Origin of the sequence: Alishewanella sp. SMS8, from assembly GCF_030737935.1 — a bacterium.
Taxonomy (GTDB): Bacteria; Pseudomonadota; Gammaproteobacteria; order Enterobacterales; family Alteromonadaceae; genus Alishewanella; species Alishewanella maricola.
In genome coordinates this window covers 36,603-62,582 of record NZ_JAPJEA010000005.1, presented here as the reverse complement: position 1 = coordinate 62,582, position 25,980 = coordinate 36,603, and the positions used below count along the sequence as shown (strand labels likewise).

The 25,980-nt window shown below is 46.4% G+C and carries 24 protein-coding genes; 16 read left to right on the top strand and 8 right to left on the bottom strand.

Translation table 11 applies throughout. The features are described from left to right. The 3 genes from ctaD to ORJ01_RS14130 are packed head-to-tail and all read left to right on the top strand — an operon-like array spanning position 1 to position 3,030. Positions 1-1,584 (top strand): cytochrome c oxidase subunit I, encoded by a 1,584-nt coding sequence (gene ctaD / locus ORJ01_RS14140; protein ID WP_226751342.1) that lies wholly within the window; start codon positions 1-3, stop codon positions 1,582-1,584. 10 nt (positions 1,585-1,594) lie between these two features. Next, entirely contained in the window at positions 1,595-2,149 is a 555-nt protein-coding gene (locus ORJ01_RS14135; RefSeq protein WP_306178584.1) for a cytochrome c oxidase assembly protein, read from the top strand. A 2-nt stretch (positions 2,150-2,151) separates the two neighbouring features. Beyond that, positions 2,152-3,030 carry a cytochrome c oxidase subunit 3 gene (locus ORJ01_RS14130; RefSeq protein WP_226751340.1) on the top strand — a complete coding sequence of 293 codons (879 nt, stop codon included), beginning with the start codon at positions 2,152-2,154 and terminating at the stop codon, positions 3,028-3,030. A gap of 6 nt (positions 3,031-3,036) precedes the next feature. Here ORJ01_RS14130 and ORJ01_RS14125 read toward each other — a convergent pair whose 3' ends face one another. After that, positions 3,037-3,246, bottom strand: coding sequence for a DUF2909 domain-containing protein (locus ORJ01_RS14125; RefSeq protein WP_226751339.1), 210 nt, complete (start codon positions 3,244-3,246; stop codon positions 3,037-3,039). 21 nt (positions 3,247-3,267) lie between these two features. Between ORJ01_RS14125 and ORJ01_RS14120 the strand changes: the two genes are divergently transcribed. Genes ORJ01_RS14120 through ORJ01_RS14100 form a run of 5 tightly spaced genes read left to right on the top strand, consistent with a single transcriptional unit; the run spans position 3,268 to position 7,025 of the window. Beyond that, complete coding sequence (locus tag ORJ01_RS14120) at positions 3,268-3,993, top strand: SURF1 family protein (RefSeq protein ID WP_226751338.1); 726 nt, start codon at positions 3,268-3,270, stop codon at positions 3,991-3,993. Then, positions 3,986-4,498 carry a hypothetical protein gene (locus ORJ01_RS14115; RefSeq protein WP_226751337.1) on the top strand — a complete coding sequence of 171 codons (513 nt, stop codon included), beginning with the start codon at positions 3,986-3,988 and terminating at the stop codon, positions 4,496-4,498. Before ORJ01_RS14120 ends, ORJ01_RS14115 begins: the two co-directional genes overlap by 8 nt. Beyond that, on the top strand, positions 4,495-5,487 hold the full coding sequence (locus ORJ01_RS14110) for a heme A synthase (RefSeq protein ID WP_306178583.1): 993 nt from the start codon (positions 4,495-4,497) through the stop codon (positions 5,485-5,487). Before ORJ01_RS14115 ends, ORJ01_RS14110 begins: the two co-directional genes overlap by 4 nt. A 1-nt stretch (position 5,488) precedes the next feature. Further along, positions 5,489-6,400: a heme o synthase gene (gene cyoE, locus ORJ01_RS14105; protein ID WP_226751335.1), complete on the top strand. Its 912-nt coding sequence runs from the start codon at positions 5,489-5,491 to the stop codon at positions 6,398-6,400. Beyond that, positions 6,390-7,025, top strand: a complete 636-nt coding sequence (locus ORJ01_RS14100) for an SCO family protein (RefSeq protein ID WP_226751334.1) — start codon at positions 6,390-6,392, stop codon at positions 7,023-7,025. Before cyoE ends, ORJ01_RS14100 begins: the two co-directional genes overlap by 11 nt. A gap of 11 nt (positions 7,026-7,036) precedes the next feature. Here ORJ01_RS14100 and ORJ01_RS14095 read toward each other — a convergent pair whose 3' ends face one another. Next, positions 7,037-8,050, bottom strand: a complete 1,014-nt coding sequence (locus ORJ01_RS14095; protein WP_306178582.1) for a polysaccharide deacetylase family protein — start codon at positions 8,048-8,050, stop codon at positions 7,037-7,039. Between the two features lie 67 nt (positions 8,051-8,117). Beyond that, positions 8,118-8,696 carry a Fe-S biogenesis protein NfuA gene (gene nfuA / locus ORJ01_RS14090; protein ID WP_226751332.1) on the bottom strand — a complete coding sequence of 193 codons (579 nt, stop codon included), beginning with the start codon at positions 8,694-8,696 and terminating at the stop codon, positions 8,118-8,120. Positions 8,697-8,820: 124 nt separating this feature from the next. Here nfuA and ORJ01_RS14085 point away from each other — a divergent pair, with 124 nt between their 5' ends. After that, a complete protein-coding gene (locus tag ORJ01_RS14085; RefSeq protein ID WP_306178581.1) occupies positions 8,821-11,376 on the top strand; it encodes a M14 family zinc carboxypeptidase in 2,556 nt (851 codons plus the stop codon). On the opposite strand, the gene ORJ01_RS14080 is transcribed toward ORJ01_RS14085, so the two are convergent. Beyond that, on the bottom strand, positions 11,331-12,089 hold the full coding sequence (locus ORJ01_RS14080; protein ID WP_306178580.1) for a ComF family protein: 759 nt from the start codon (positions 12,087-12,089) through the stop codon (positions 11,331-11,333). The two genes, ORJ01_RS14085 and ORJ01_RS14080, sit on opposite strands and share 46 nt — an antisense overlap. Positions 12,090-12,115: 26 nt before the next feature. Between ORJ01_RS14080 and bioH the strand changes: the two genes are divergently transcribed. The 3 genes from bioH (at position 12,116) to ORJ01_RS14065 (ending at position 14,164) form a co-directional block, all read left to right on the top strand. Beyond that, positions 12,116-12,880, top strand: a complete 765-nt coding sequence (bioH, locus tag ORJ01_RS14075; RefSeq protein WP_306178579.1) for a pimeloyl-ACP methyl ester esterase BioH — start codon at positions 12,116-12,118, stop codon at positions 12,878-12,880. 64 nt (positions 12,881-12,944) lie between these two features. After that, on the top strand, positions 12,945-13,241 hold the full coding sequence (locus tag ORJ01_RS14070) for a hypothetical protein (protein ID WP_226751328.1): 297 nt from the start codon (positions 12,945-12,947) through the stop codon (positions 13,239-13,241). A gap of 5 nt (positions 13,242-13,246) precedes the next feature. Next, the gene (locus ORJ01_RS14065) at positions 13,247-14,164 is read left to right on the top strand and encodes a putative metalloprotease CJM1_0395 family protein (RefSeq protein ID WP_306178578.1); all 918 of its coding nucleotides are present in this window, start codon (positions 13,247-13,249) and stop codon (positions 14,162-14,164) included. A 14-nt stretch (positions 14,165-14,178) separates the two neighbouring features. Here ORJ01_RS14065 and ORJ01_RS14060 read toward each other — a convergent pair whose 3' ends face one another. Then, positions 14,179-16,482: a Tex family protein gene (locus ORJ01_RS14060; RefSeq protein WP_306178576.1), complete on the bottom strand. Its 2,304-nt coding sequence runs from the start codon at positions 16,480-16,482 to the stop codon at positions 14,179-14,181. Between the two features lie 101 nt (positions 16,483-16,583). Further along, entirely contained in the window at positions 16,584-17,081 is a 498-nt protein-coding gene (gene greB, locus ORJ01_RS14055; protein WP_226751325.1) for a transcription elongation factor GreB, read from the bottom strand. A 272-nt stretch (positions 17,082-17,353) separates the two neighbouring features. Here greB and ompR point away from each other — a divergent pair, with 272 nt between their 5' ends. From ompR to ORJ01_RS14040, 3 genes are all read left to right on the top strand, one after another. Then, entirely contained in the window at positions 17,354-18,076 is a 723-nt protein-coding gene (ompR, locus tag ORJ01_RS14050) for a two-component system response regulator OmpR (protein ID WP_226751324.1), read from the top strand. After that, positions 18,076-19,386, top strand: coding sequence for a two-component system sensor histidine kinase EnvZ (gene envZ / locus ORJ01_RS14045; protein WP_306178575.1), 1,311 nt, complete (start codon positions 18,076-18,078; stop codon positions 19,384-19,386). Before ompR ends, envZ begins: the two co-directional genes overlap by 1 nt. Positions 19,387-19,677: 291 nt before the next feature. Then, the gene (locus ORJ01_RS14040) at positions 19,678-23,433 is read left to right on the top strand and encodes a S8 family serine peptidase (protein ID WP_306178663.1); all 3,756 of its coding nucleotides are present in this window, start codon (positions 19,678-19,680) and stop codon (positions 23,431-23,433) included. 69 nt (positions 23,434-23,502) lie between these two features. Here the strand turns inward: ORJ01_RS14040 and hslO are convergent, their stop codons facing one another. After that, a complete protein-coding gene (gene hslO, locus ORJ01_RS14035; RefSeq protein ID WP_226751322.1) occupies positions 23,503-24,348 on the bottom strand; it encodes an Hsp33 family molecular chaperone HslO in 846 nt (281 codons plus the stop codon). 11 nt (positions 24,349-24,359) lie between these two features. Then, positions 24,360-24,773 (bottom strand): ribosome-associated heat shock protein Hsp15, encoded by a 414-nt coding sequence (gene hslR, locus ORJ01_RS14030; protein ID WP_226751321.1) that lies wholly within the window; start codon positions 24,771-24,773, stop codon positions 24,360-24,362. Positions 24,774-25,037: 264 nt separating this feature from the next. Between hslR and gspC the strand changes: the two genes are divergently transcribed. Beyond that, positions 25,038-25,967, top strand: a complete 930-nt coding sequence (gene gspC, locus ORJ01_RS14025; protein WP_306178574.1) for a type II secretion system protein GspC — start codon at positions 25,038-25,040, stop codon at positions 25,965-25,967. Positions 25,968-25,980 lie beyond the last annotated feature (13 nt).

The window sequence follows — 25,980 nt, the reverse complement described above, 5'->3', positions numbered from 1 at the left end:
ATGTCAGCAATTACTACTGAACATGATGATCATGCGCATGATCATAAACCTAGCGGCATAAAACGCTGGTTGTTTACCACGAACCACAAAGATATCGGCAGCATGTACCTTATTTTCGCTTTGGTGATGTTTTTCCTTGGCGGCAGTATGGCAATGGTTATTCGTTTGGAGTTATTCCAGCCGGGTATGCAATTTGTCGAACCTCACTTCTTTAACCAAATGACCACAGTGCATGGCTTAATTATGGTATTTGGCGCGGTAATGCCGGCCTTTACCGGTTTAGCTAATTGGATGATCCCAATGATGATTGGTGCGCCAGATATGGCGTTACCACGGATGAATAACTGGAGTTTTTGGATCTTACCTTTTGCGTTCTTGATCCTTTTACTTAGTTTATTTATGCCAGGCGGTGGCCCCAGTTTTGGCTGGACGTTCTATGCCCCGTTATCGACAACCTACAGCGGTGACAGTACGGCGCTGTTTGTGTTTTCGGTGCATATCATGGGTATTTCTTCCATTATGGGGGCAATTAACGTGATCGTCACCATTTGGAATTTACGTGCTCCTGGTATGACATGGATGAAAATGCCATTGTTTGTCTGGACGTGGTTTATCACAGCGTTCTTACTGATTATGGTTATGCCTGTATTAGCAGGTGCCGTGACCATGGTGTTGACGGATAAATTTTTTGGTACCAGTTTCTTTGATGCTGCCGGTGGCGGTGATCCCGTGCTGTTTCAGCATATTTTCTGGTTCTTTGGTCACCCTGAAGTGTACATCATGATTTTGCCAGCCTTTGGCATTATCTCCGCCATTATTCCAACCTTCGCCCGTAAACCGTTGTTTGGTTATGCCTCTATGGTGTATGCCACCGCCAGTATCGCTATCTTGTCGTTCTTGGTTTGGGCCCACCATATGTTTACTACGGGGATGCCGGTGTTTGCGACCTTGTTCTTTATGTATTGCACTATGTTAATTGCGGTACCTACCGGGGTAAAAGTGTTTAACTGGGTGGCCACAATGTGGCGAGGGGCCATGACGTTTGAAGTGCCGATGATGTTTGCCTTAGCCTTTATTGTGCTGTTTACCATCGGTGGCTTCTCGGGCTTGATGTTGGCGATAACGCCAGCTGACTTCCAGTACCATGATACCTATTTCGTGGTAGCACACTTTCACTATGTGTTAGTAACAGGCGCAGTGTTTTCGATTATTGCGGCGGCTTATTACTGGTTGCCTAAATGGACCGGCTACATGTATGACGAGCGTCTTGGCCAGTTGCATTTTTGGTGTTCTTTGATTTCTGTAAACATGTTGTTTTTCCCAATGCACTTCGTTGGTTTAGCGGGTATGCCACGCCGTATCCCTGACTATGCCCTGCAATTTGCTGACTTTAATGCTTTTATCAGTATCGGTGGCTTCCTGTTTGGCCTGTCGCAACTGATCTTTGTGTGGGTGTTGGTTAAATGTGCGCGCGGCGGTGTGCCCGCTACTGCGCAGGTTTGGGAAGGTGCTGAAGGTTTAGAGTGGGAAGTGCCGTCACCTGCGCCTTATCACACCTTTGAAACACCACCCGTAATTAAGTAGCGGAGGGCTTATGCAGCTGCATCGTACGCTGGTCAGTAAATTACTACTGGTTGTGTTACTGATGTTTGGCTTCGGTTTTGCCTTAGTACCTTTATATGACGTGTTTTGTGATATTACCGGTATTAATGGCAAACCCTCGGCAACGCCAGCCACTGTGCTGGCGAATAATATCGACACTAGCCGCGAAGTGACCATTGAGTTTTTGGCGCGACCAAACAAAGACATGCCGTGGATTTTTAAACCCGAGATCCGCCGTTTGACGGTGCATCCAGGTGAAATTTACGTGATGAACTATATCGCAGAAAACCCCACCAGCCGCATGATTGTAGGCCAGGCGGTGCCATCGGTTTCGCCAGGCCAAGCTGCACTCTACTTACACAAGATTGAATGTTTTTGTTTCACCCAACAGCAACTGGCGGGCGGCAATAATATGCTGATGCCTGTGCAGTTTTATGTCGATCCGGCGCTACCGGCGCAGTTCAGCACGATTACATTGAACTACACCCTGTATGACGTGACTGCCAGTTGGCAGCCGGACACTGCTACAGCAAAAAGTGGGGAATAATAATGAATAAGACCTATGAAAAATATTATGTACCGGCACAAAGCCCTTGGCCAATAGTCGGTGCGGTAGCGATGTTTTGTATTGCCTTTGGTGCTGGGCATTACGTGATTGATGTCAGTAAGCAACAAAGTGGTTTTGGCGGTTGGTTATTGCTTGCCGGTTTTGCCATCCTCATTTTTATGTTGGTAGGTTGGTTTAGAAATGTCATCGATGAATCTATGGCCGGTTTATACAGTGCGCAAATGGATCGGTCTTTCCGACAAGGTATGATTTGGTTCATTGTGTCTGAAGTGATGTTCTTTATGGCCTTTTTTGGTGCCTTGTTTTATGGCCGGGTGATTGCGATGGAATGGCTCGGTGGTGCCAGTAACAATGCGATGACTTTTGCTATTTTATGGCCCGATTTTCAGCCGTCATGGCCACTACTAAAAACGCCCGGTGGTATTGAAACACAAGCGATGCCAGCATGGGGTTTACCGACCATTAATACGGCGCTCTTAGTGATTTCGTCTGTCACATTGCATTTTGCGCATGTGGGGTTAGAAAAAGAAAAGCGTGGCCAATTAAAGTTGTTTTTGTTGCTGACGTTGCTCTTAGGCGCAGTGTTTTTGTGTTTACAAGGCTATGAATATATTCATGCTTATCGTGATCTTGGCTTACGCTTAGACTCTGGCTTTTACGGTAACACTTTCTTTTTGTTAACCGGTTTTCACGGCTTACATGTCACGCTGGGTGCAATCATTCTACTGTTTATTTTTTTTAGAGTGTTAAAAGGGCACTTCACGCCAGAAAAGCATTTCGCTTTTAAAGCCGGTGCCCTGTATTGGCATTTTGTTGATGTGGTTTGGTTATGTTTATTTGTCTTTGTCTACATCATTTAAACGGCTTTAATAAGGGCGGGCATTAGGTGCAATCAGTCCGGTCGCCATCGCGATAATAATTAAGGCGAGGGCGATCGCTGAAAACAACACCCGTTTACCAAGATAGTGAGACAAGCTGTGGCTGGATTCGGTTTGACGCATAACGCTAAAACCGGCTTTTACCAGATTAACCACGATATAGATCAGCAATAGAACGATGGCTATTTTTATTATCATTTCATCTCCGGAGTTTGACTGATGCAGTTTAAGTTGTTCGGTCACTTATTTAACGTTAATCGGCTGTGGTGCTTTATTACTCTGGCCGCTTTTTTAATATTAATCAAGCTGTCGTATTGGCAATGGCAACGTGCCGCAGAAAAAACCGAGCAATTACAACAGTTGGCCGTACTGCAGCAGCAAGGTGCTATCTCTGCGTCGCAACTGTTTAACTTGGTCAGTGCCGAGGCCGATGGTGTGTTAGTAGAAGATGCTGGCCGTTGGTTAGCCCCTTACGTGTGGTTATTAGATAATAAAATTGTCGAAGGCCGCGTCGGTTACGATGTGTTAATACCGGTGCAATTTCAAGCAACGGCACCCGCGTTACTCGTTAATTTAGGTTGGGTTGCCGCGCCAAGCAGTCGTCAAAGTTTACCTGAAATAACCATCCCTGCTGAAGTCAGTGTATCGGGTCTAGTGAGAACAAAATTAGGTGGCGTGCTGCTTGGGCAAAACCTTGAAGGCAATACTTACCCGATGCGTATGCAACAAGTCGATATCACTGCTTTACAACAACAACTGCCGGTACCGCTTTATGCGGCCGTTATTTATCAGCAAGCGCCCTCTCGTTTTATTCCGCACTATAAAGCCGTGGTGTTACCGCCTGAAAAACATCGCGGTTATGCCGTGCAGTGGTTAGGTTTAGCCATCGCGGTATTAGGTGTTGCGCTTGCAGCTAGTTTGCAATTGGAGAAAAAACATGAATAAAAACAAATTTCTGCTGTTGTTTATCCTCTGCTGTGCTCTGCCATTGGCCTTGGCTAAGCTGGTGTTAGAGCTCGGTTGGTTTTCACCTGGTTCGAGCAGTCAGGGGGCTTGGTTGGAACAAGAGATCTATTTACTCGATGATGCCAGTGCTCGCCAAGATCATTGGCGTATTGCAGTGGTTGCTGCAGCGTGTGATCAAAAGTCCTGCCAGCAAGCTTTATACACCGTAAAGCAACTGTATACCGGATTAGGTCGCAAGCAAAACCAAGTGCAAACGGTGTATGTTGGCCAGCAATTACCGGCTGATTATGCCAATTTTCCGCAGTCAGATGTAACCAATGCGGCAACGGCGGCATTACAAAACCAAATTGTGTTAGTTGATCAACGCGGCCTGGTGTTATTGCGTTATCCGATGCCAGAGCAAGCAGAACAAATGGCGGTTACGGCTAAATCGATCCGCAGCGATTTAATGAAGTTGATGAATTACGACAGGACCAGCGTATGACATTACATAAAAAATTGGTCACTTTGACCCTATGCTGGACCATGCTCGTGATCATTTTAGGCGCTTACACCCGTTTAACGGACGCCGGTTTAGGCTGTCCAGATTGGCCAGGTTGTTATGGTTTTTTGAAGGTGCCGGCCCATCCAGAAAAAGTGTTAATAGCTGCTGAGCGTTTTCCTGAGCGACCCTTAGAAACGCATAAAGCGTGGAATGAAATGGTGCATCGCTATTTGGCCGGTACTTTAGGTCTGCTGATTGCCGCACTCTTTATCAGTAGTGTTTGGCAACAACGGCGTTTAACTATTATTCCCACGGCGTTAATTATCTTAGTGTGTTTTCAGGCCTTGCTCGGTGCACTAACGGTTACGATGGGCCTATTTCCATTGGTAGTGATGGCACACTTACTGTTTGGTTTTGGCATTTTTTGCTTATTGGCTTTATATTGGCTTAAGGTGCATCCTCATTGGCTTAGTCGAGAGCCTCAATTGCTTCGTCTAAAACCTCTCGCCATCTTGGCGGCTATTGTGGTGTTGATGCAAATTGCTCTAGGCGGCTGGACTGCAGCAAATTATGCGGCTTTGGCCTGTTTAGATTTACCCCTGTGTGAAACGGGATGGTCAAATCGTTTAGCCTTTGCTGAGGCCTTCGATTTACATCTTGGTCACGGTGATTACGAATATGGCGTGATGTCGCAAGATGCTCGTGCCACCATTCATGTATTACACCGCATTGGTGCGCTTATTACCTTTAGCGTGGTGGCCTTTTATGCGTGGCGTTTATTCAAGAATGCGCAATCTTCGCTAATGCAGCGCTTGGCACTAGCCATTGGCGCGACCTTGTTACTGCAATTTACCTTGGGCGTGCTCAATATTGTGCTACACCTACCTTTAGCAAATGCAGTTGCACACAACTTTGTCGGTGCCAGTTTGCTGATGTTCGTTGTGGTATCGGTCTATCAAATTAATCAGCAACAAGGCAGGGAGAGATAATATGGCAACGTTATTATTATCAGGGATGCACAGCCGGCTGTGGCGCGACTATTTAGAGCTGACTAAACCCAAGGTTGTCGCTTTGTTAGTGTTAACCGCTTGGGTGGGAATGGTGTTGGCGACAGATCAATGGATTTCCTTTGGTTTGTTGTTTTCAGCGACGGTGGGGATCGGTTTATTGTCGGCTGCCGCCGCAGCGTTAAACCATGTAGTTGATCAGCGCATTGATGCACAAATGGCTCGTACCCACAGTCGGCCAGTGGCTCGTGGTCGGGTTAGCAGCAAACAAGCGGTGATTTTTGCTTGCAGCTTAGCCTTAGCGGGCTTTGTTTTGCTGTACTTTGCAGTAAACCCGCTGACAGCATGGTTAACCTTACTCAGTTTGTTTGGGTATGCAGTGGTCTATACCATGTTTTTAAAACGGGCCACCCCGCAAAACATCGTGATTGGTGGTTTAGCGGGCGCCATGCCCCCTTTATTAGGTTGGGCTGCTGTTACCGGTGATATTCATGGTCATGCTCTGCTCTTAGTGATGATCATCTTTGCTTGGACACCGCCGCATTTTTGGGCGCTGGCTATCCACCGTCGCGATGATTATGCCAAAGTGAATATGCCCATGTTGCCAGTAACGCATGGCATTGAATATACAAAAAGTGCCATTCTGTTATATACCCTAATACTATGCATTGTGTGTCTCTTACCTTATATTGTCGGCATGACCGGCGCTATTTACTTAGTGGCCAGTACGTTACTGAATTTACGGTTTTTGCAGTACGCGTGGAAACTGAAATTTTTTGCAGAGGCCAGCACAGCGATGGCCACCTTTAAGTTTTCCATTGTGCATTTAATGTTGCTATTTTTGGTGTTAGTGGTCGATCATTATTTTAAGGTATTAACGCTTTATGTTTCGTAGTATTAGTTATTTATTATTGACCGTAGGGGCATTGGTCGCCGGTGTGCTAACATTTTTAATGTTACAACAACCCGCAGCGCCGAAGCAGGCATTGGTATATCCACAGGCGCGAAATTTAGCCGAGTTTAGCTTAACCGATCAACATGGTCAGACCGTTGGTCGACAAGATCTGTATGGGCAATGGACGCTCGCTTTTGTTGGCTACACCTTTTGCCCAGATATTTGCCCGCTGACCTTAGCTAAGCTTGCGGGTGTGCAGCCCGAATTAGCGAAAATGCTCAACGAGCCATTGAAAATCTGGTTTATTTCGGTTGATCCACAGCGTGATACGCCGAAGCAAATTAACGAGTACGTCAATTATTTTCAGCAACCGGCATTGTTAGGTGTTACGGCAGGGCACGATCAGCTGTTTCCGTTTGTTCGAAATATTGGTTTGATGTACGCCATGAGCAGTAATGCCGAAGGCAATTATCTGGTTGATCATAGTGCTTCGGTGGTGCTATTGAATCCACAAGGACAAGTGGTAGCTATGTTTAAACCCGAGATGGTGGTTGGGCAGCCGCCGGTGATTGATCCCGAACAGCTGCTTGCCGATTTCCCGTTGGTGTTAGCGCAACTTAAATAACGTTATTGACCTTAGCCTGCGTTTAACCAAGGTTGCGAATACCAATAAAAGTAACCTTTTTTACTGAGCGATGGCGCAGTGCAGTTATAACGACTGCGTCCGCGATTTAAAGGTTTACTGGCGGTGACTTCAAATGTTGTTGCATCTAACCAGACCGGCTCAAGCACTTCACTGCCTGCATAGCAGCGCAGTTGTTGCCGACGAAAATCCTCTATTTGCAGGGATAAGCGCAGTGTAGGAGGGTTAGCACTGACTTGCTGATCGGCCATCACATACTCTGTAATAGGAAAGGCCAGCGTACGCAATTTTTGACTGAGATCTTTGAGATCCGCATACTGACCCGCTGCAGGATAACGCGGGATCCGCGTTAATTTTGTTAAAGGGCCAATGGCTCCCGATTGCTGACCAATACCAATAAAGCCTAATTGCTGCACTAAATCTTCTAGTGCATTATTAAATTCGCCATAAGGGTAGGCTAACCATTTATGCTGTTGGCCCGTTTCTTCTTGAATGCGCTGCTCTGCTTGCAGAATACTTTGCTTCATCCGCTCTAACCAAGCAACTTCTGTTTCATCTTTATTGCGTGTTGCCATATGCTCATGCCACATGGCGTGGTTAGCGATTAACACGCCATCATCTGACATTTGTTTGACTTGCGGCCAAGTTAGCACCGGCCCGATACGCTGATCAATCGCGCCTGGGCTGATAAAAAGCGTATAGGGGTAGCCGAATTCCTGCAAAATAGGGTGTGCCGTGGTGAAATTGTTTTCATAACTATCATCAAAGGTGATTACCACGGCATTATCGGCAATCGGTTGTCCCGAGGTTAATTGTTGAATTAACACGTCAAGGCCAATAACTTGAAAGTTGTTATCGCGAAAATAACTGAGATGGGCGCGAAGTTCATCTGGGGTAACACTGCTCACACGCGGCGTGTCGCTGGCAACATGATGATAAATCAACATTACGGCCGCTTGAGCCGGAGAAAGTATTAACGAAAGTAACAGAAGTATCAGCGCACGCATAAAAAAGCCCCAATAAGGATATCGAGGCTGTTATAGCATAGTTGGTAATAAAATGCTGCTAGCGCACTTAGTAATAAGAGTGTTCGCCGCGCTGGTGTTCTGTAATGTCTTTTACGCCAGACAACTCGCCTTCGAAACGTGCTAATAACTCTTTTTCAATGCCTTCTTTTAACGTTAAGTCGACTTGTGAGCAGCCATTACAGCCACCGCCAAATTGCAGGATTGCCACGCCAGTGGGTGTTAATTCCATCACGCTAACACGGCCACCATGGTTGGCTAATTGCGGATTGATTTCACTATCGATGACATATTGCACGCGTTCCATTAAAGGGGCGTTGTCACTCACCTTACGTACTTTGGCATTCGGCGCTTTTAATGTCAGCTGTGAACCCATCTGATCGGTCACAAAATCGATTTCTGCGTCCACTAAGTAAGGTTTACTTTCTTCATCAACTACCGCATCAAAGCCGGTAAAGTTCAGCGTGATATCGGTTTCTTCAACCGCATCGGGTGGACAATAAGACACGCCACATTCCGCCTGAGCCGTGCCAGGGTTGACCACAAACACCCGAATGTTGGTGCCAGCAGGTTGTTTTTCTAACAGCTTGGCAAAGTGGGTTTGAGCCTGTTCTGAAATTGCAATCATAGTAGTACCTGACTAAATTACTAGGTTATGCCTTATGATACTCTTCCTATTGCGGCGATGCCAGCCCTGCTTGAGTTTTGTGCTGCTTTCTGGCTAACTTAGCGCATAAACTCGGGGGATTGTAATGAAAAAACTGGCTACAATTATTTTGTTTTTTGCAGTTTGGCAGGTACAGGCCAACTACTTCAACGAAAAAGTCATTAACGACGTGTCCGCACCTGAAGCGCTGTTAGGTTTCAAAGTGGGTGACTGGCATGCGCGACATGATCAAATTCAACGTTATTTTGAAGTGGTCGCAGCTCAATCGGATAGAGCACAACTGGAAGTTATCGGGAAAACTCATGAGCAGCGGCCGTTGCTACAATTGGTTGTTTCTTCTCCTGAAAATTTAGCTAATTTAGAACAAATTCGCTTGCAGCATTTAGCTCAGGTGCAAGGCAATGCTCGCATTACTGCAGATAGCCCAGTGGTCATTTGGTTGGGTTATAGTATCCATGGTAATGAAGCGAGTGGCGCCAACGCAGCCTTGGTTTTAGCGCATTATTTAACGGCAAGCACTAATCCAGAAGTACAGCAGTGGTTAAAGCAGGCCATCATTTTAATTCAGCCCAGTTTAAACCCTGATGGTAATGACCGCTTTGCAAGTTGGGTGAATATGCATCGAGGCAAAGTTGCGGTGACAGATCCACAACATCGTGAGCATATTGAACCCTGGCCGAACGGCCGACCCAATCATTATTGGTTTGATTTAAATCGGGATTGGTTATTACTGCAACATCCGGAAAGTCAGGCGCGTTTAGTGCAGTTTCACAAATGGCAGCCGAATATTGTTGGCGATTATCATGAAATGGGTACCAACAGCACGTTTTTCTTCCAGCCCGGCATTCCGTCACGCAATTACCCATTAACACCTGAGCGCAACTTTGAGCTGACTAAAATGATGGCGGGTTTTCATGCGCAAGCCTTTAATCAACGAGGCGCACTGTATTACACGCAAGAAAGCTTCGATGATTTTTATATCGGTAAAGGCTCAACCTATCCGGATATCAATGGCAGTGTCGGCATCTTATTTGAACAAGCCAGTAGCCGTGGCCATGCCCAAGAGTCGATTAATGGTGTCTTAGCTTTTGCTGATGCCATTAAAAACCAGTTTGATGCCTCGTTATCAACTATTCGTGGTGCTGTAACCAATCGGCAACAGCTATTAACCTATCAACAAGCGTTTTTCGAGTCTGCCGCGCAGCAAGCCCGCAGTGATCGCGCTAAAGGCTATATCTTAACGGAATCGCAAGATCAAAGTCGTTTAACGGACTTATTGCGTTTATTAGCACAGCATCAGATCACGGTATATCCATTAGAGCAAGATTGGCAATATGAGCAACAACAGTTTAAAGCCGGTCAAAGTTATTATGTGCCATTACAACAGGCGCAGTATCGGTTATTAAAAGCGGCCTTTAGTACCGATAAGTCCTTTAATGACAACACGTTTTATGATGTGTCGGCTTGGACCCTGCCTTATGCTTATAACATTGATTTTGTTCAGGTCAACCGTGAGCCTGGCCGTGCCTTAGCTGATCAACCTTGGCAATGGCAGCCTCGGGCGCCACAACAAACGCCAGAAGCAGAAGGTTATGCCTACGTATTAAATTGGCAGGATCAGCAAGCCCCAGTAATGTTGCATGCGATGCTGGCTGAAGGTTTAGTGGTGCGTGCAGCGCTGGGTGATTTTACGGGGACCACCACCAAGGGTAATCGCGGCTTTAAAGCGGGTGCCATGGTTATCCCTGCGGGTTTACAGCCTCATGCAGATTGGTTTTTCCGCTTACAAAAAATACAAGAGCGTTTTAATTTACCCATCCATACCCTAACCACAGGGCTAAATAGTCGTGGTAGTGATCTGGGTAGTAGTAATTTTACGCCTGTTACTTTACCGCAAGTGTTAGTGGTGGCGGGGCCGGGTGTTAACTCAACAGAAGCCGGTGAAGTGTGGTTTAACCTCGAGCGTTTAGCCGGTGTTTCACCCAGTATGATTGAGCCTGATCGCTTATCACGAGTTAATTTAAGCCGCTATACCCATATTATTGTGCCAGATGGTAACTACCGTAGCTGGTCTGAAGCAGACATTAATCGTTTACGGCAATGGACCATGCAAGGCGGTATTTTGTGGGGTCATAAAGGTGGCGCCACTATGTTAGCGCAAGCCAAACTGCTACAAGCTGCGGTGTGGACTGCAGATGATATGGCCGAGCTGATCCCTGCTAATGAATTAACCTATGCTGATAAAGAGGCTTTGGCCGGCAAACGTCGCATTGCTGGGGCTATTTTTAATGCTGAATTGGATTTATCACATCCGTTAACCTTTGGTCTCAATCGTAAAGATATGCCGCTGTTTAAAAACTCTAATGTGTTGTTACAGCCAAGCAAAGCACCCTTTGTTAATGTTGCTAAGTACAGTGCTGAACCCCATTTAGCCGGTTACACCGCAGCAGAATACGTACCACGCATAGCCGAAGGTGCGGCTCTCGTTGCGCATAACTTAGGTCGTGGTCGGGTCATTGGTATGACGGATAACCCGGTGTTCCGTGGCTATTTCCAAGGTTCAAGCCGTTTACTCGTCAACGCACTGTATTTAGGTCATGGTTTTAGTGCTAACGCGGAAGATGAAGAGGATGACGAGTAGTTAAACGCGGGGGTTACTGCCAGCGTCCAAACGCTAACCAGGCTAGCACCATGCTGTTTTAGCAGGCGCGTCAGCTGGTTGGCTGTTGCGCCGGTTGTTACAACATCATCAATTAACACTACATGTGCCGGTAATTTGCCGGCACAAGTTATTTGAAACACCCCTTTTAAATTCTGCTGGCGCTGTTGTCGATTTAACCCCACTTGATGTGCGCCGTCTTTGCCGCGTTGTAAAATATCCAACAATGGCAACTGCAAATTGTTGGCGGCAAGCTCAGCCAGTATTTTGGCTTGATTAAAGCCACGTTTCCGCTCTTTTTTACGCGTCATTGGCACATACACAATCGCATCGGGCAAGGGGTGGCCTGCAGCTTGATAGTGTTTCAGTAGTTGCACAAACTGCTGCTGTAATAATGCGGCCGAATAGGCATCGGCATGAAATTTCCAACGGCGGATCCAATGCTGAAAAGGTAATTGATACCAAGCTAAACTGAGTAAGCGATCAAACTGGCAGTCTGTTAAACCATTGCTGACTGCCGGAAGCCAGAGCAGGTTATAATGGCAGAGGGCAAAAGGTAATTGCGGTAAAGCAGTTTGGCAATCAGGGCAAAGCAATTGCTGATGGTTGAGCACTGGCAGGGTGCACCACAAACAGGGAGACGGCAGAAGTTTTTGCCATAGCCAACGCAATGTATCGAGTAGCTGCATAGTCATTAGTGGTCAGTGTAAATGGAATAAGCATGGCAGAAATGAGTAAAAATGCTAAGCCAACCTTGGTGCTATTGCACGGTTGGGGATTGAACAGCGGTGTCTGGCAGCAAGTTAAAGCCACCCTATCAGAAGATTATCAGGTCGTTACGCCAGATTTACCGGGTTTTGGCATGAATCAGCGTTTTCCAAGCGGCTATGCTTTTGACGACGTTGTAACGCAACTAGCGGCGATGATCCCTGCACAAAGTTATCTATGCGGTTGGTCGTTGGGGGGGCTATTGGCTATTGCCATTGCCGCACGTTATCCCAATAAGGTTGCGCGATTAGGGTTAGTTGCCGCCTCACCGTGTTTTCTGGCGAACGCCAACTGGCCTGGTATGCAAGCGGCAGTACTCGAGCAATTTGCTCAAGCACTGACCCAGAATATTGCGCTGACTATTCAGCGTTTTCTGGCGATCCAGGCGATGGGATCAGAACATGCCCGCGCTGATATTCAACAGCTTAAACAGGCGATTGCCGCCGCACCTTTGCCTGCAGACGAGGCCGTACACGGGGCTTTACGTTTATTAACAGAGCAAGATTTAAGGCAAACGTTTAGCACCTTAAGCCAGCCGGTGTATGGTTGCTTTGGTCGGCTTGATTCATTGGTGCCAGTTGCGGTAGTGCCTGAACTACAAACACTTTTGCCAAAAGCGCACTGCACGGTATTAAACAAAGCCTCGCATGCGCCCTTTATTTCTCATCCTAACGAGTTTGTCAGTTGGCTACAGAATGGGTTGTTGGCAAAGGAATAGCTTTCTTTTTCTGGCTTTATGGTTAATAATTAATCAATATAGATCTCATTACGGAAGTCACACTATGCAAATACAATCTGCTTATGCTGCAGGCATGCAAGGTTTGCAGCGCGCGAGTGCCGGTATTACGGAAGAAACCGTTAATATCAATCGGCAAACTCAGCAAAATCGTATTCAAGAGCAAGATGTTGCCGCACAAAACAATCGTGAAGCAACCGCTGCCACAGCATCTGAGCCGGTGCAAGACACAACGCAATCCATAGTTAAAATGGAGCAGCAACAAGTCGCGGCACAAGCGAACGTTCGTTCTTTGCGTACGGCAGATGAAATGCTCGGTAGTATCATCGATATTCGAGTGTAAACTCTATGCAAATCACATCCACCTATCCTAACGTCAGTATCAACACCGCGAATCCGGCAACGGAACAGGCGCGGCGTGATATGCAGCGTCGAGAGTTGGTGGAGCCTGTTCGTGACACTGAAAAAGGCAGTGCTGAACGTGCATTAAATTCAGATGATCGCACCCGTAATGGCAATGCGAACAGCAATGTCACTTTGTACGACCGTAATGGTAAAGAAACCGAAACCCAACAAGCGGTAGAAGGGCGGCAGCAACAGTCTTCCGATCAGCAATCTTCTGAACAACAGGCTTCAGAGCAAAAATCTTCCGAGCGGCAAGCCGCTGAACAGGCAGAACAACAAGCCCAAACCGAGCAAAATGAAGTGCGTGAGTTACAAGCGCGCGATCAAGAAGTGCGGGCACACGAGCAAGCGCATGCCACCATTGGCGGTCGTTATGCCGGTAGCCCCAGTTACGATTATCAACAAGGCCCTGATGGTCGTCGTTATGCTGTCGGTGGTGAAGTGCAAATTGATCTCAGTCCTGTGCCAGGTGATCCGCAAGAGACTATTCGTAAAATGCAGCAGGTTAAAGCGGCGGCATTAGCGCCTGCTGAACCTTCGGGGGCAGATCGCAGTATTGCGGCGGCAGCGAGTCAGCGTGCGCAACAGGCCCAGGCAGAATTAATAGCACAAAATGCCGAAAAGCTGATTGAAGCTGCGGCCAGTTCAACAGCTAATAGTGAAACAACTGCTTCGTTGAATGCTGCGACGGCAACAGACACCCCTCAGCAAGTAGAGTCGGCACCGGTTGCCGGTATTGTATTACCGCAGCGTGAGCGCTTAGAAATAAACCCCATGATGCAGACACGTACTAAAGTGATTCAAAACTTCTACCAGTTGGCGACAGAGCCACAACAGCGGCCACTGCGCCAACAAGCCTAAGTTTCAGCCCATCGCTACTTTTTGGTTTTCGCTAATGCGGCCGCAAAGGCCTGTCCCATGGCCGCGTTTGCGCTGTCGGGTTGCGGTTTTGCCTTAGCTGTTTTAGTGGTTACGGGTTTTTGACCACTCGCTGCCGTTGTCGCCTGCTGTGTAGGTTCGTTTAATTTCATGGTAAGAGCAATACGTTTGCGCGCCGCATCCACTTCTAACACCTTAACCTGCACAATATCCCCAGCTTTAACAACCTGATGCGGGTCACTGACAAATTTATCGGCTAAAGCTGAGATATGCACTAAACCATCTTGATGCACACCGACATCAACAAAGGCACCAAAGTTGGTGACGTTAGTTACGACGCCTTCTAAACGCATGCCGATTTTTAAATCCGCTAAGGTTTCCACGCCCTCTTTAAAATGCGCCATTTGAAATTCTGGCCGCGGGTCGCGCCCTGGTTTATCGAGCTCTTTGATTAAATCGGCGATGGTCAATAAACCAAAATGTTCATCAACAAAGCGAGCCGGATCAAGCTGCTGTAAAAAGCTGCTATTGCCAATAATTTGCTCCACGCTTTTTTGGTGTGCCGCTAAGATTTTTTCCACTAAAGGATAGGCTTCAGGATGCACACCAGAGGCATCTAACGGGTTTTCGCCATTGTTGATGCGTAAAAAGCCAGCCGCTTGTTCATAGGCTTTAGGGCCAAGGCGTGGCACTTTCAATAGTTGTTTACGTGTGTTGAATCGACCATGCTCATCGCGATATTGCACAATATTTTGTGCCAAAGTTTTATTCAGGCCCGCCACTCTGGCTAACAAGGCGGCAGAAGCGGTATTCAGATCAACACCAACAGCGTTTACGCAATCCTCGACTACGGCATCGAGCGATTTGGTTAATAAACTCTGATTGACATCATGTTGATATTGGCCAACACCGATGGCTTTGGGTTCAATTTTGACCAGTTCGGCAAGTGGATCTTGTAAGCGACGGCCGATAGAGACTGCGCCACGAATTGAGACATCGAGGTCGGGAAATTCTAAGGCCGCTAATTCAGATGCTGAATAAACCGAAGCGCCGGCTTCCGACACCATGACTTTGCTGATACGTTGTTGTGGTAAGGCTTTTATCACTTCAGCGGCCAGTTTATCGGTTTCTCGTGAGGCGGTACCATTACCCACCGCAATTAATTCAATCTGATACTGTTTAGATAGGGCAATCAGCGCTTGTAATGATTTGTCCCATTGATTAGTTGGTGCATGAGGATAGATGGTCGTGTGATTAAGCACCTTGCCCGTTTCATCAATGGCGGTCACTTTAACGCCGGTACGTAGGCCAGGATCGAGCGCGAGTGTAGGGCGCATACCGGCAGGCGCGGCCATTAGCAGATCTTTTAGATTGCGCGCAAACACCTTGATGGCTTCGGCATCAGAGCGCTCGCGCAATTCGCTCAGTAAGTCATTTTCTAAGTGAAGTTGTAGTTTCACTTTCCAAGTCCATTGCACCACGGTGCGTAAAAACGCATCGGCAGGGCGATCAAGCTGGCGCAATTTAAAGTGATTCGCCACCATTTGCTCACAGATAGCATGTGGTTGCTCAGCGTTAGCATCGGGGATCAATTGTAATTGTAAGATACCTTCGTTTCGTCCACGAAACATCGCTAAGGCGCGGTGTGAAGGAACATGTTTCAGCGGTTCGGTATGAGAAAAATAATCACTAAATTTAGCGCCTTCCGCTTCTTTACCGTTAACTACCGTGCTTTGTAATTGCGCATTAGCAGTAAGGTATTCACGTAGTCGAGCTAACAAGTCCGCATCTTCAGCAAATTGCTCCATTAAGATATATTTGGCCCCATCTAGCACTGCTTTCACATCGGTATAGCCTGCGTCAGCATTGATATACGCTGTGGCGGCTTGCTCAGGTTCCAGCATCGCATTGGCTAATAATGCCTCCGCTAGCGGCAGGATCCCCGCTTCAATAGCTAATTGGCCTTTGGTACGGCGCTTGGTTTTATAAGGCAGGTATAAATCTTCTAAACGGGTTTTATTATCGGCGGTTAATAATGCCTGCTCTAGCGCAGTAGTTAATTTGCCTTGCTCAGCAATGGTTTTTAAGATCACTTGCCGACGCTCTTCTAACTCGCGCAAATAGGTTAAACGCTGATCTAAGGTGCGAAGTTGAGTGTCGTCTAAGGCGCCTGTCACTTCTTTGCGGTAACGGGCAATAAAGGGCACTGTCGCTCCTTCATCTAATAAAGAGATGGCTGCGGCAACTTGCTCTGGACGAGCAGCAATTTCGGCGGCAATTTGTTTAACAATGATAGACATAATAGCTTCCTGTCTGCATTGTGCAGTAACCACGAGGCAGACGTTGGTGAGTTAAATGAGTATAGGCTAAGGCCTTAACGAGAAAATAATAGCGTGACATTTTACAATGCTGCATCGGGGTAATGGATAGCAACGATATACCAGTCTTTTAGTCCGGTCGGTGTTTGCACTGTGGCCATATCATCAACTTGTTTTTTGAGTAAGGCGCGGGCCATCGGAGCATCGATAGAAATGTAATCGTTGCGACCATAAATTTCATCTGGGCCGACAATCCGAAAGGATAACGTTTGACCATCATCATCTTCAATTACAACCGATGCGCCAAAGAAAACACGACCTTCTTGCTGTGGCGAATAATCGACAATACTTAGCGTATCTAAGCGCTTTCGTAAAAAACGGATACGGCTATCGATCTGTCGCAATAAACGTTTATTGTACTGATAATCCGCATTTTCTGAGCGATCCCCAAGGCTGGCAGCCCAGCTAACAATACGGGTGACTTCGGGCCTTTTTTTAAACCACAGTTCATCATGTTCGTTTTTTAATTGCTGATATCCGGCGCGCGTGATCAATGTTGTTTTACTGCTGGTTCTTTTCACGAGAAGTAACAAGCCTTGTTAAAAAAAGCATAAAGTGTTGGGCGATGTTGCCAGTTGCTAGTGCTGATTATCAATCAAAGCCGTTGTTGGCGTAAAGCCTTTTAGGGGCCTACCGCGCTACATCATCAGCTCTTTTAGAATAAAGGAGCTGCCTTGTCTTAGTGATGGCGTGTTCGTTTGAAAAGTTTTGTAACATTGTTTGTGCTTAAGGCTTGATGCAAAGCCAGTGATTTCGTTTATAGTGAGGAAAATGCAGCACAAAGGACAAGGCAGTGGTCACAGAGACAACAAAAATCCTAGTAGTGGATGATGACTTACGTTTACGCTCATTATTAGAGCGTTATCTGGTCGAGCAAGGTTATCAGGTCCGCAGTGTGGCAAATTTTGAGCAAATGCAGCGCCTAATGGAGCGTGAGCATTTTCACCTGCTGGTGCTCGATCTGATGTTACCTGGTGAAGATGGTTTATCTATCTGCCGTAAATTGCGTCAACAAGAAAACGATATTGCTATTATTATGCTAACGGCAAAAGGGGATGAGGTTGATCGGATTATCGGCTTAGAAATGGGCGCAGATGATTATTTACCGAAGCCTTTCAACCCCCGTGAATTACTGGCTCGTATTCGTGCAGTGCTGCGCCGTAAAAACAAAGACGTGCCTGGTGCGCCAAGCCAAGAAGAAACTATTGTCACTTTCGGTCCTTTTCGTTTTAACCTTGCTACCCGTGAAATGTTTAAAGGTGATACCGTTTTACCATTAACCAGCGGCGAATATGCGGTGCTTAAAGTGTTGGTGAATCATCCCCGAGAGCCGCTCTCACGAGACAAATTGATGAATCAAGCGCGTGGTCGTGATTATTCAGCGATGGAGCGCAGTATCGATGTGCAGGTGTCGCGCTTACGTCGTATGTTAGAAGATGATGCAACTAACCCTCGCTATATTCAAACAGTATGGGGTTTAGGCTATGTGTTTGTACCCGATGGTCGGTTGAATTAATGCCGTTTTTACCGAAAAGCGCCTTTGGCCAAACGGTTTTCTTAATTGGTTTTTTGCTGCTGATCAATCAATTAGTGTCGTATTTCTCGGTGGCGTTTTATGTTATTAAACCCAGCACGCAACAAATAAGCTATCTGATTGCTCGCCAAGTTAACTTACTGATCCCAAAAACGGAGGTGTCGGCAGAAGCCAATGCGATATTACGTCAGCATGTCGAAAGCATCACCGGCGCTCAACTGTTCTCGGAAGCCGAAGCACAAGAGCAAGGCTTAGCGAATGCCAGTTATTATCGTTATTTTTCACAACTGATGTCGAAAGAGTTACAAACTGATACCGAAGTTCGTATTTCGCAAACAGAAAACTTTGTATTTTGGGTGCGTTCAAGCACTGCTCCCGAGTATTGGGTCCGCGTACCACTCACCGGTTTAGAAGAAACTAGCTTTCCGTTATTAACCTTTTATTTATTAATGATTGGTGTCCTCAGTGTTATTGGTGGCTGGTTGCTAGCACGTCATCTAAATCGGCCTTTACAGGGGCTACAGCACGCAGCGATTCAAGTTGGTAGAGGTGAATTTCCACCACCATTGTCAGAAAAAACCGGTGCAAGGGAGATTACAGCAGTAACCAAAGCGTTCAATTACATGGCAAAAGGGATCCAGCAGCTTGAACAAGACCGTGCGCTATTGATGGCTGGTGTGTCACATGATTTGCGCACACCGCTTACACGGATCCGTTTGGCTTCTGAGATGATGAGTGAGCCAGATAGCTGGATCAGAGAGGGCATTATTAACGATATTGAAGATATGAATGCCATAATCGATCAGTTTATTGATTATTTGCGCCATCACAAACAAGAAGAGCTACAACAGGTGGCGTTAAATGAATTGCTGCTGGAAACCGTGCAAGCGGAATATGTGCAGCAACGACAGTTGATCACCTGCTTAGATCCCCATTTACCCTTATTATGGCTGCGCCGTATTGCGATAAAACGTGTATTAAATAATTTATTGGAAAATGCACTGCGCTACAGTGACGGCGCTATTGAAATTAGTAGTGGCTATCAGCGCCAAAAGAAATTGGTTTACTTTGAAATCCGGGATCACGGCCCAGGTATCCCAGAAGATAAAATGCAGGCTATGTTTACGCCATTTGTGCAAGGTGATGAAGCGCGAGGCAGTGGCGGCTCTGGCTTAGGCTTGGCTATTATCAAAAAAATTATTGATACGCACTCAGGCGAGGTTCGATTAAGTAACCATGCGCAGGGGGGCTTAGTCGTAACTGTACTTTTTCCCTTGCAAAAACCGCATTAGTTTTTTTGTAACATTTGTCAACCATTCTTGACGCAAAGTTTAAATATACACATCTCTTTACACTTATTTTGTCTCTAACATCATTACATTTGTATTAAGCTGTGGTAAAAACAATAAGGAAGCCGTTAAAACGTACTTGGCTTTACTTATAAAAACAACATTCTCGCGGTGATGCCCATCACTAACCTAGTGAAAGGTGTTAACGCTGGTTAGTAAGAGCGTTTAACGATAAATAAACGCCAGCATAATGATATAAAAACAATAGTTTTAAGGAGCAACACCTTGGTGAACATGAAAAAAGCCCTACTGGCATCGGCCATCAGCATAGCGATCTCAGGCTCTGCGCAGGCCGGTATTCAGCAATTAAAAGCGGCCAATGGCCAAAGCGTGCATGAAGTTTATGGTGCTGTGTCAGCTTCTATTGACGAGCAAGCTCAAACGCCTAGCGCATGGTACGTATTATTAAATGCCCCTGCCACTACCGAAGCATTAAGCGGTCAACAATATAATGTGCAACTTGCGCAGCAAATTACCGCTCAAGTTGAAACTTTACAACAAGACATCACAGCGCAATTATCAGTATTAGATGCAGACGCACAAGTTTTAGCAACGACTAAAAACTTAGCAGCCGGTCTCGTTGTGCAGGCTAGCCCAGAAGCTTTAGTTGCACTGCGTGCGAATCCTGCCGTGGTTGATATTATGCCTATTTATGACAGCGAATTGCATGTCGCAGATAGTGCGCCTTATATCAAAGCGAAACAAATTGTCGACGCTGGCTTAGCCACGGGCGCGAATACTCGAGTGGCTATTTTAGATACCGGTATCGACTATACACATAGCCTGTTAGGCGGCCCTGGCACAGCAGAGGCTTATAGCGCTGCTATTGCTGCCTCTGCACAAAGCACGGCTCCAGCTTGGCCACAAGGCAGCGTTATTGGTGGTTTTGATTTTATTAATAATGATCCAAACCCAATTGACCCTGCGGCCGAAGGCCATGGTACTTGGGTAGCTAGCGCCGTAAATGGTATTGCCCCAGATACTTCTTTTTACGGTTATAAAGTGTGTGCGCCAGCACCGGTCAACTGTACGGGTGTGGCACAACTTCGTGCTTTAGAAGCTTCGATGGATCCCAATGGTGATGGTAACTTAGAAGACCGCGTTGATATTATCAACATGTCTTTAGGTGGTCAGTTTGGTTCAACTCAAACAACATCGGGTACGCAATTCTTAATTCAACGTGCAGTGAATTTAGGTGTGAACGTGGTGATTTCTGCCGGTAATGACGGCAATATTCCATTTCGCGTTGGTGGCCCAAGTACCACACCAAATGCTTTATCAGTTGGCGCGATGACCAACCCAGCAACCTCAGTGGGTGTATTTGAAAGTGCTGAGATTGATGGTGAAGATGTCGTTATGGTTGCAGCAGGTTTTAACAAAACCTTTGATTTTAGTTTTAATTCAAGCACGACACCTTTAGTGGTTATCCCGGGAAGTTACACTGCCTGTGATCCTTTAGCTGAAGATGTGGATTTAACGGGTAAAGCGGTATTGCTGTCGCGTGGTACCTGTGGCTTCGTAGTAAAAGCCAAAGTAGCACAAGATCGCGGAGCAGCGTTTGTGATCATTGCTAACAGCAACCCAGGTGAAGCACCGATTGTTGCTGGTGGTACAGACGACTCTGTAACAGTACCAACGATTATGATTACCAAAGAAGTGGGCGATGCTCTGAAAGCCAAGTTAGATGCTGGCGATATGGTAGATTATTCTATCTCGTCTGTTGCTAAATCAGGTGCGGGTGCGACAGCTGACTTTACATCACGTGGGCCATCGATGGATGGTTTATTAAAACCTGAAATTACTGCGCCAGGCGTACAAATTGAAATGGCACGAACCGGCACAGGAACAGGTACGTCAAGGGCGAATGGTACTTCTTTCTCTGCGCCAATCACCGCAGGTGGTGTGGCCTTAGTTCGTGAGTTACTGCCAGAGCGTAATGCTTCTGAAATTAAAGCAACGTTAATGAATACGGCCAATATGGACGTGTACTTAACGCCAAAAGCCATTAATCCAGACGCGAAATTAGCGCCGATCAGCCTGATTGGTGCCGGTTTAGTGGATGTGGAAAAGGCAGTAAGTTCGCCAGTGGCTGCTTGGGTACATGATACTGCTTTTGATACCAAACAAGCGGCATTATCTTTTGGCTTACAGACGCTGGACAGTGTCAGTTCAATGACGAAAACGGTTACGGTTAAGAACTTTAGTTCTGACGCAAAAACCTACCAGTTAAGCACTCAAGCGCGTTATGCTGACAAGGCTGAAACGGGTGCATTAAGTTGGAACATGCCAGCCAGTATTACTGTGCCAGCAGGTCAAACTGTTAACTTTGATGTGACCTTGACGATTGACCCAGCTAAATTACCGGCATTTACATTAAGCAATGGCGTGTATTACAGCCCGTTGATGGCAGCATCTCAGCTAGATACTGCTGAATATGATGGTGCTATTGTTTTCAACGATGCTGCAACCAGCACAGCGAACGACTTACATTTGGTTTATCACATCATCCCGAAAGCCGCAGCTAAACTTCGCTTAGAAGGTGAATTAGTCAGTGGTAAAGCGGCAACAAAAATTACTAACACCGGTGTTGTTGATGTTGAACCTTTTGCTTCAACCTTAGTGGCAGCGTCGCCAGTCAACGCGGCCTTGAATCCTAAGCATGATATTCGTGCAGTAACCTTGGATATTGCAGAGGCGGGTTTCTGTGGTTCAGGTTATGCAGTATACCCGACGATTCACTTAGAAGGTGGCGTTAATCACTTATTACAAGGCAACTATTCAGTTGATTTGGATGTGAATAACGATGGTGCTTATGACTTTACAATGAATACTTTACTCATTACACGTTTTGGTGCGGCGTATGCGGCTTCGCCTGGTGTGTTTGTATCGTTTAATACTCGCTTTGGTACTTTATCTGGTCCATTTGGTGATGTAATCCACTATGCTGGTGGTAAACAAGTGACGCTTGAGGCTTGTTTTGAGTCTGTTGGCTTATCTGCCATGGATTTAGGTCGCACAGTGAATGCACGTGTTAGAACAAGTAGTGATTCTTACTCACTGACAGCAACGAACATTGCTGATTCACTGACCACTACGATGACTATTGCACCATCACCAGCGGTAACCTTATCAAGCAGCGCTGAAACAGCACCTGCTCCAACGGGTGCGGAAACGACAGCAGCAGATGACGACACTACTGTAACGATGTTACAACCAGGTGAGTCAGCTTATGTGATGCGTCCAGAGGGTGATGATCGTAGCTTTGTGATGATTTCTGCTGCTGCAGAAGCTATTGCCGTAGCCGATTACTCAGCCCCAATGGCAGCACCAACAGTTACTGCAAACCAAACTTTCTCCGTGAATGAAAACACAGCGACAGGTACAGTGATTGGTACCATTGATGCAGAAAGTGATTTCCGCTCTGCCGTAGCCGAGTTTGTTGTTCTGGGCAGTTCTTCTTCGGTCATCAAAGTAGAGAGCAACGGTGACATCGTTGTCGCTAATGCAGCTTTATTGGATTATGAAGCGGGTCTGACGTCAGTACAATTTGAAGTTGCTGCAATGGATACTTCAGGTAGTGTCTCTAGCCCAGCTAGCGTAACAGTAAATGTGGTTAACGTTGCAGATGCTATGCCGACCTTGACGGCCACGGTGAGTATGGCAAGCTTAGCGTCGGGTACTGCTGCTGGTACAGTTGTTGGTTCTGTTGCTGCGCAAGCGAACGAATCGGGTGCCACGATCAGCTCGGTAACCACAAACAATTCATTGTTTGCGGTACAAAATGGCCAGTTAATTCTGACGCGTTCACCGAGCCGTGATGATGCGAAAACACATAGCATCGTGATCACCGCTCGTGACTCTGCAGGCTTACAAGCTACGGCTAACGCCAGTGTTACTGTAACGCATAAGAGCTCAGGTGCTTTCGGACTGTTTGGCCTGTTATTAGTGCCAGTACTGTTTATCCGTCGCCGCTTTGCTAAAAAAGCGTAATTAAGCGTTCGCTTTAAACTAAAAAACCTCCGTAAAAACGGAGGTTTTTTTATAGGTTAAACGAAAAGTTTAAAGTTTATCGTGGATAGCTTGCAGATCATCTACGCTAAAGTGATAAGACTTATTACAGTATTCGCATGACATATCCAGCCCACCTAAGGCTTGCTGTTCTGCCACTACATCACGGCCTAAGCTAAATAAAGCGCTTTCACACTTTTGCTTCGAGCAACCACAGACAAAGCTAATCGTTTGGCTAGGAAACACTTCAACCTGTTCTTGATGGTACAAGCGATAGAGCATGTCATTAGGCGGCAGGTCTAACAGCTCCGTTGCGGTAATCGTATCGGAAAGGGTGACTAAATCTTGAAAATCCTCTCGCGCTTTATCAGGCTCAACCGGTAATACTTGTAACATAAGTCCGGCGGCACGGCTTTTCTCGCCAATATCGGTGAATAAATAGAGGCGGGTAGGCAACTGCTCTGATTGATGAAAATACGCTTCTAATGTTTCGGTGAGGCTATTCCCTGTCAACGGAATAATGCCCTGGTAGCGTTCGCCTTGAGTGGGAGTGATGGTGACTATTAGATAGCCATGCCCAATCAGTTCGTTAAAGCTGTCGCCTTGTAATTCCGCTTGCATTCGCACTACACCACGGAACTGTTGAAGGTGATTGCCGTTTACCGCGGCGAATTTAACTGGGCCATCACCTTGCAGCTGAACAGCAATTTCGCCTTCAAACTTTAAGGTAGCGGTGAGTAAGCTGGTCGCCATAACCAGTTCTGCCAGTAATTGCTTAACGGGTAATGGATATTGGTGATGTTCTAACATGTGTTCTAGGCTGTCACTCGCATAAGCTAATTCACCGCGAACATGTTTTTGTTGAAATAAAAAACGTATCAATGCATCCGAAGCCATGCTGGTTTCTCTCACTGCTGGGATTTTAATAATAATAATTGCCGCCGCTCTTTCTTATCAGGTTTGGTATCCGGATGCGGTGCAAATAAAGAGTTAGTTTTACGTAATTCCGCGCGTTCTGCGCGCCGCTGCGTACTTTCAGCGGTTTCTTCATAAAGTTGTTGTGCCAAAGGTGCGGCTAAACGCTTTTCAGTTAAGCCAGTCACGATCACAATTTTTTCATCTACACCTTGCGCTAAACGAATGGTTGCACCAATCTCAACTTGACGACTTGATTTACAGCGTTGGCCATTGTAATGAACCTTTCCACCGTCGATCATGTCTTTAGCTAACGCACGTGTTTTATAAAAGCGGCAGCCCCATAACCACTTGTCTAAGCGAATGTTCTGCGGCGCTTTTTTATCAGTGTGATGTTGAGTTGTCATCTTTTACCTGTAAATTGTTCGACCATGGTAGATTATTTCACGTATAGACAAAGGTTATCACGAGTTGAGTTGACTAAAAACCATAGCTACCCTGATGGTCGGTTTGGCTATTATAGTGGAAAAGTTCCTTTTGGCTTACAATCAGCGTTATTTTTATGGTTATAAGTTTGTAAATAAGCACGGCAAAGCTTGTTGATGCCGTTGCAACTCAGTAAGATGCCTTTAGCTTAATATCAGGATGAGAGTATAAATTTGAGTTTCTCAATGTCCCTTCTTCAGTTGCCCACGCAGCTAAAAAAGCTGCCGTTACGGCCGTTTCGCAGTGCCTTGAATCTGTTGCTGCTGTTGATATTAGCATGGCTTCTCGCAAAATTGAGTTGGCAGTTACTGCCATCGCCCACCTCGCCCGCTTTAATGGTGTCGAGCAGTGCTAGTATCGGCAACGTTAATCATGAAGTACCGCAAGATTTAAACAATTTAACGCGCTACGCGCTATTTGGTGAGGCGGCACCCGAAACAGCCGCGCCAGTGGCGGTTGTCACGGAGGCGCCAAAAACACAATTAAATGCCAAATTAACGGGCTTAGTGGCTGTGCCCGCTAAGCCTGAAGCCGGGAGTGCCATTATTGAGCAACGCGGCACAGAGGTAACTTATGCTGTTGGTGATAATCTTGAGGGTACCCGTGCTAAATTGCACCAAGTGTTAGATGATCGCGTATTGCTGGAAATTAATGGCCGCTATGAAACGTTAATGCTGGATGGTGTCGAATTTACGCGCATCGCGCAAGCAAATGCCGGCTTAGGCCGTGAAGATAATGCCGATGCCTATGCAGTAGAAGAGCCCATAGTGTTAGCGCAACCTATTGCGACAGGGTTTAATACACCTGAAGTGCAGGCTCGCCGTGACGAGATTATGGCTGAGCCGATGAAGTTTTTCGATTATGTGCGGGTGACACCGGTACAACGAGATGGACAGCTTGCGGGTTATCGATTGATGCCAGGCAAAGATATTGCCATCTTCCAACAGCTTGGTTTTTTAGAAGGCGACCTGGCTATTGAGATTAATGGTGTGGCGCTAAACGATATGCAACAAGCGTTGCGTGTAATAAATGATATCCGCGATGCCACTGAAGCATCGGTAAAGGTTGAACGAGATGGCGAAATCAGAGATATTCTGTTTAGTCTGTCACAATAATATAATGATAAAA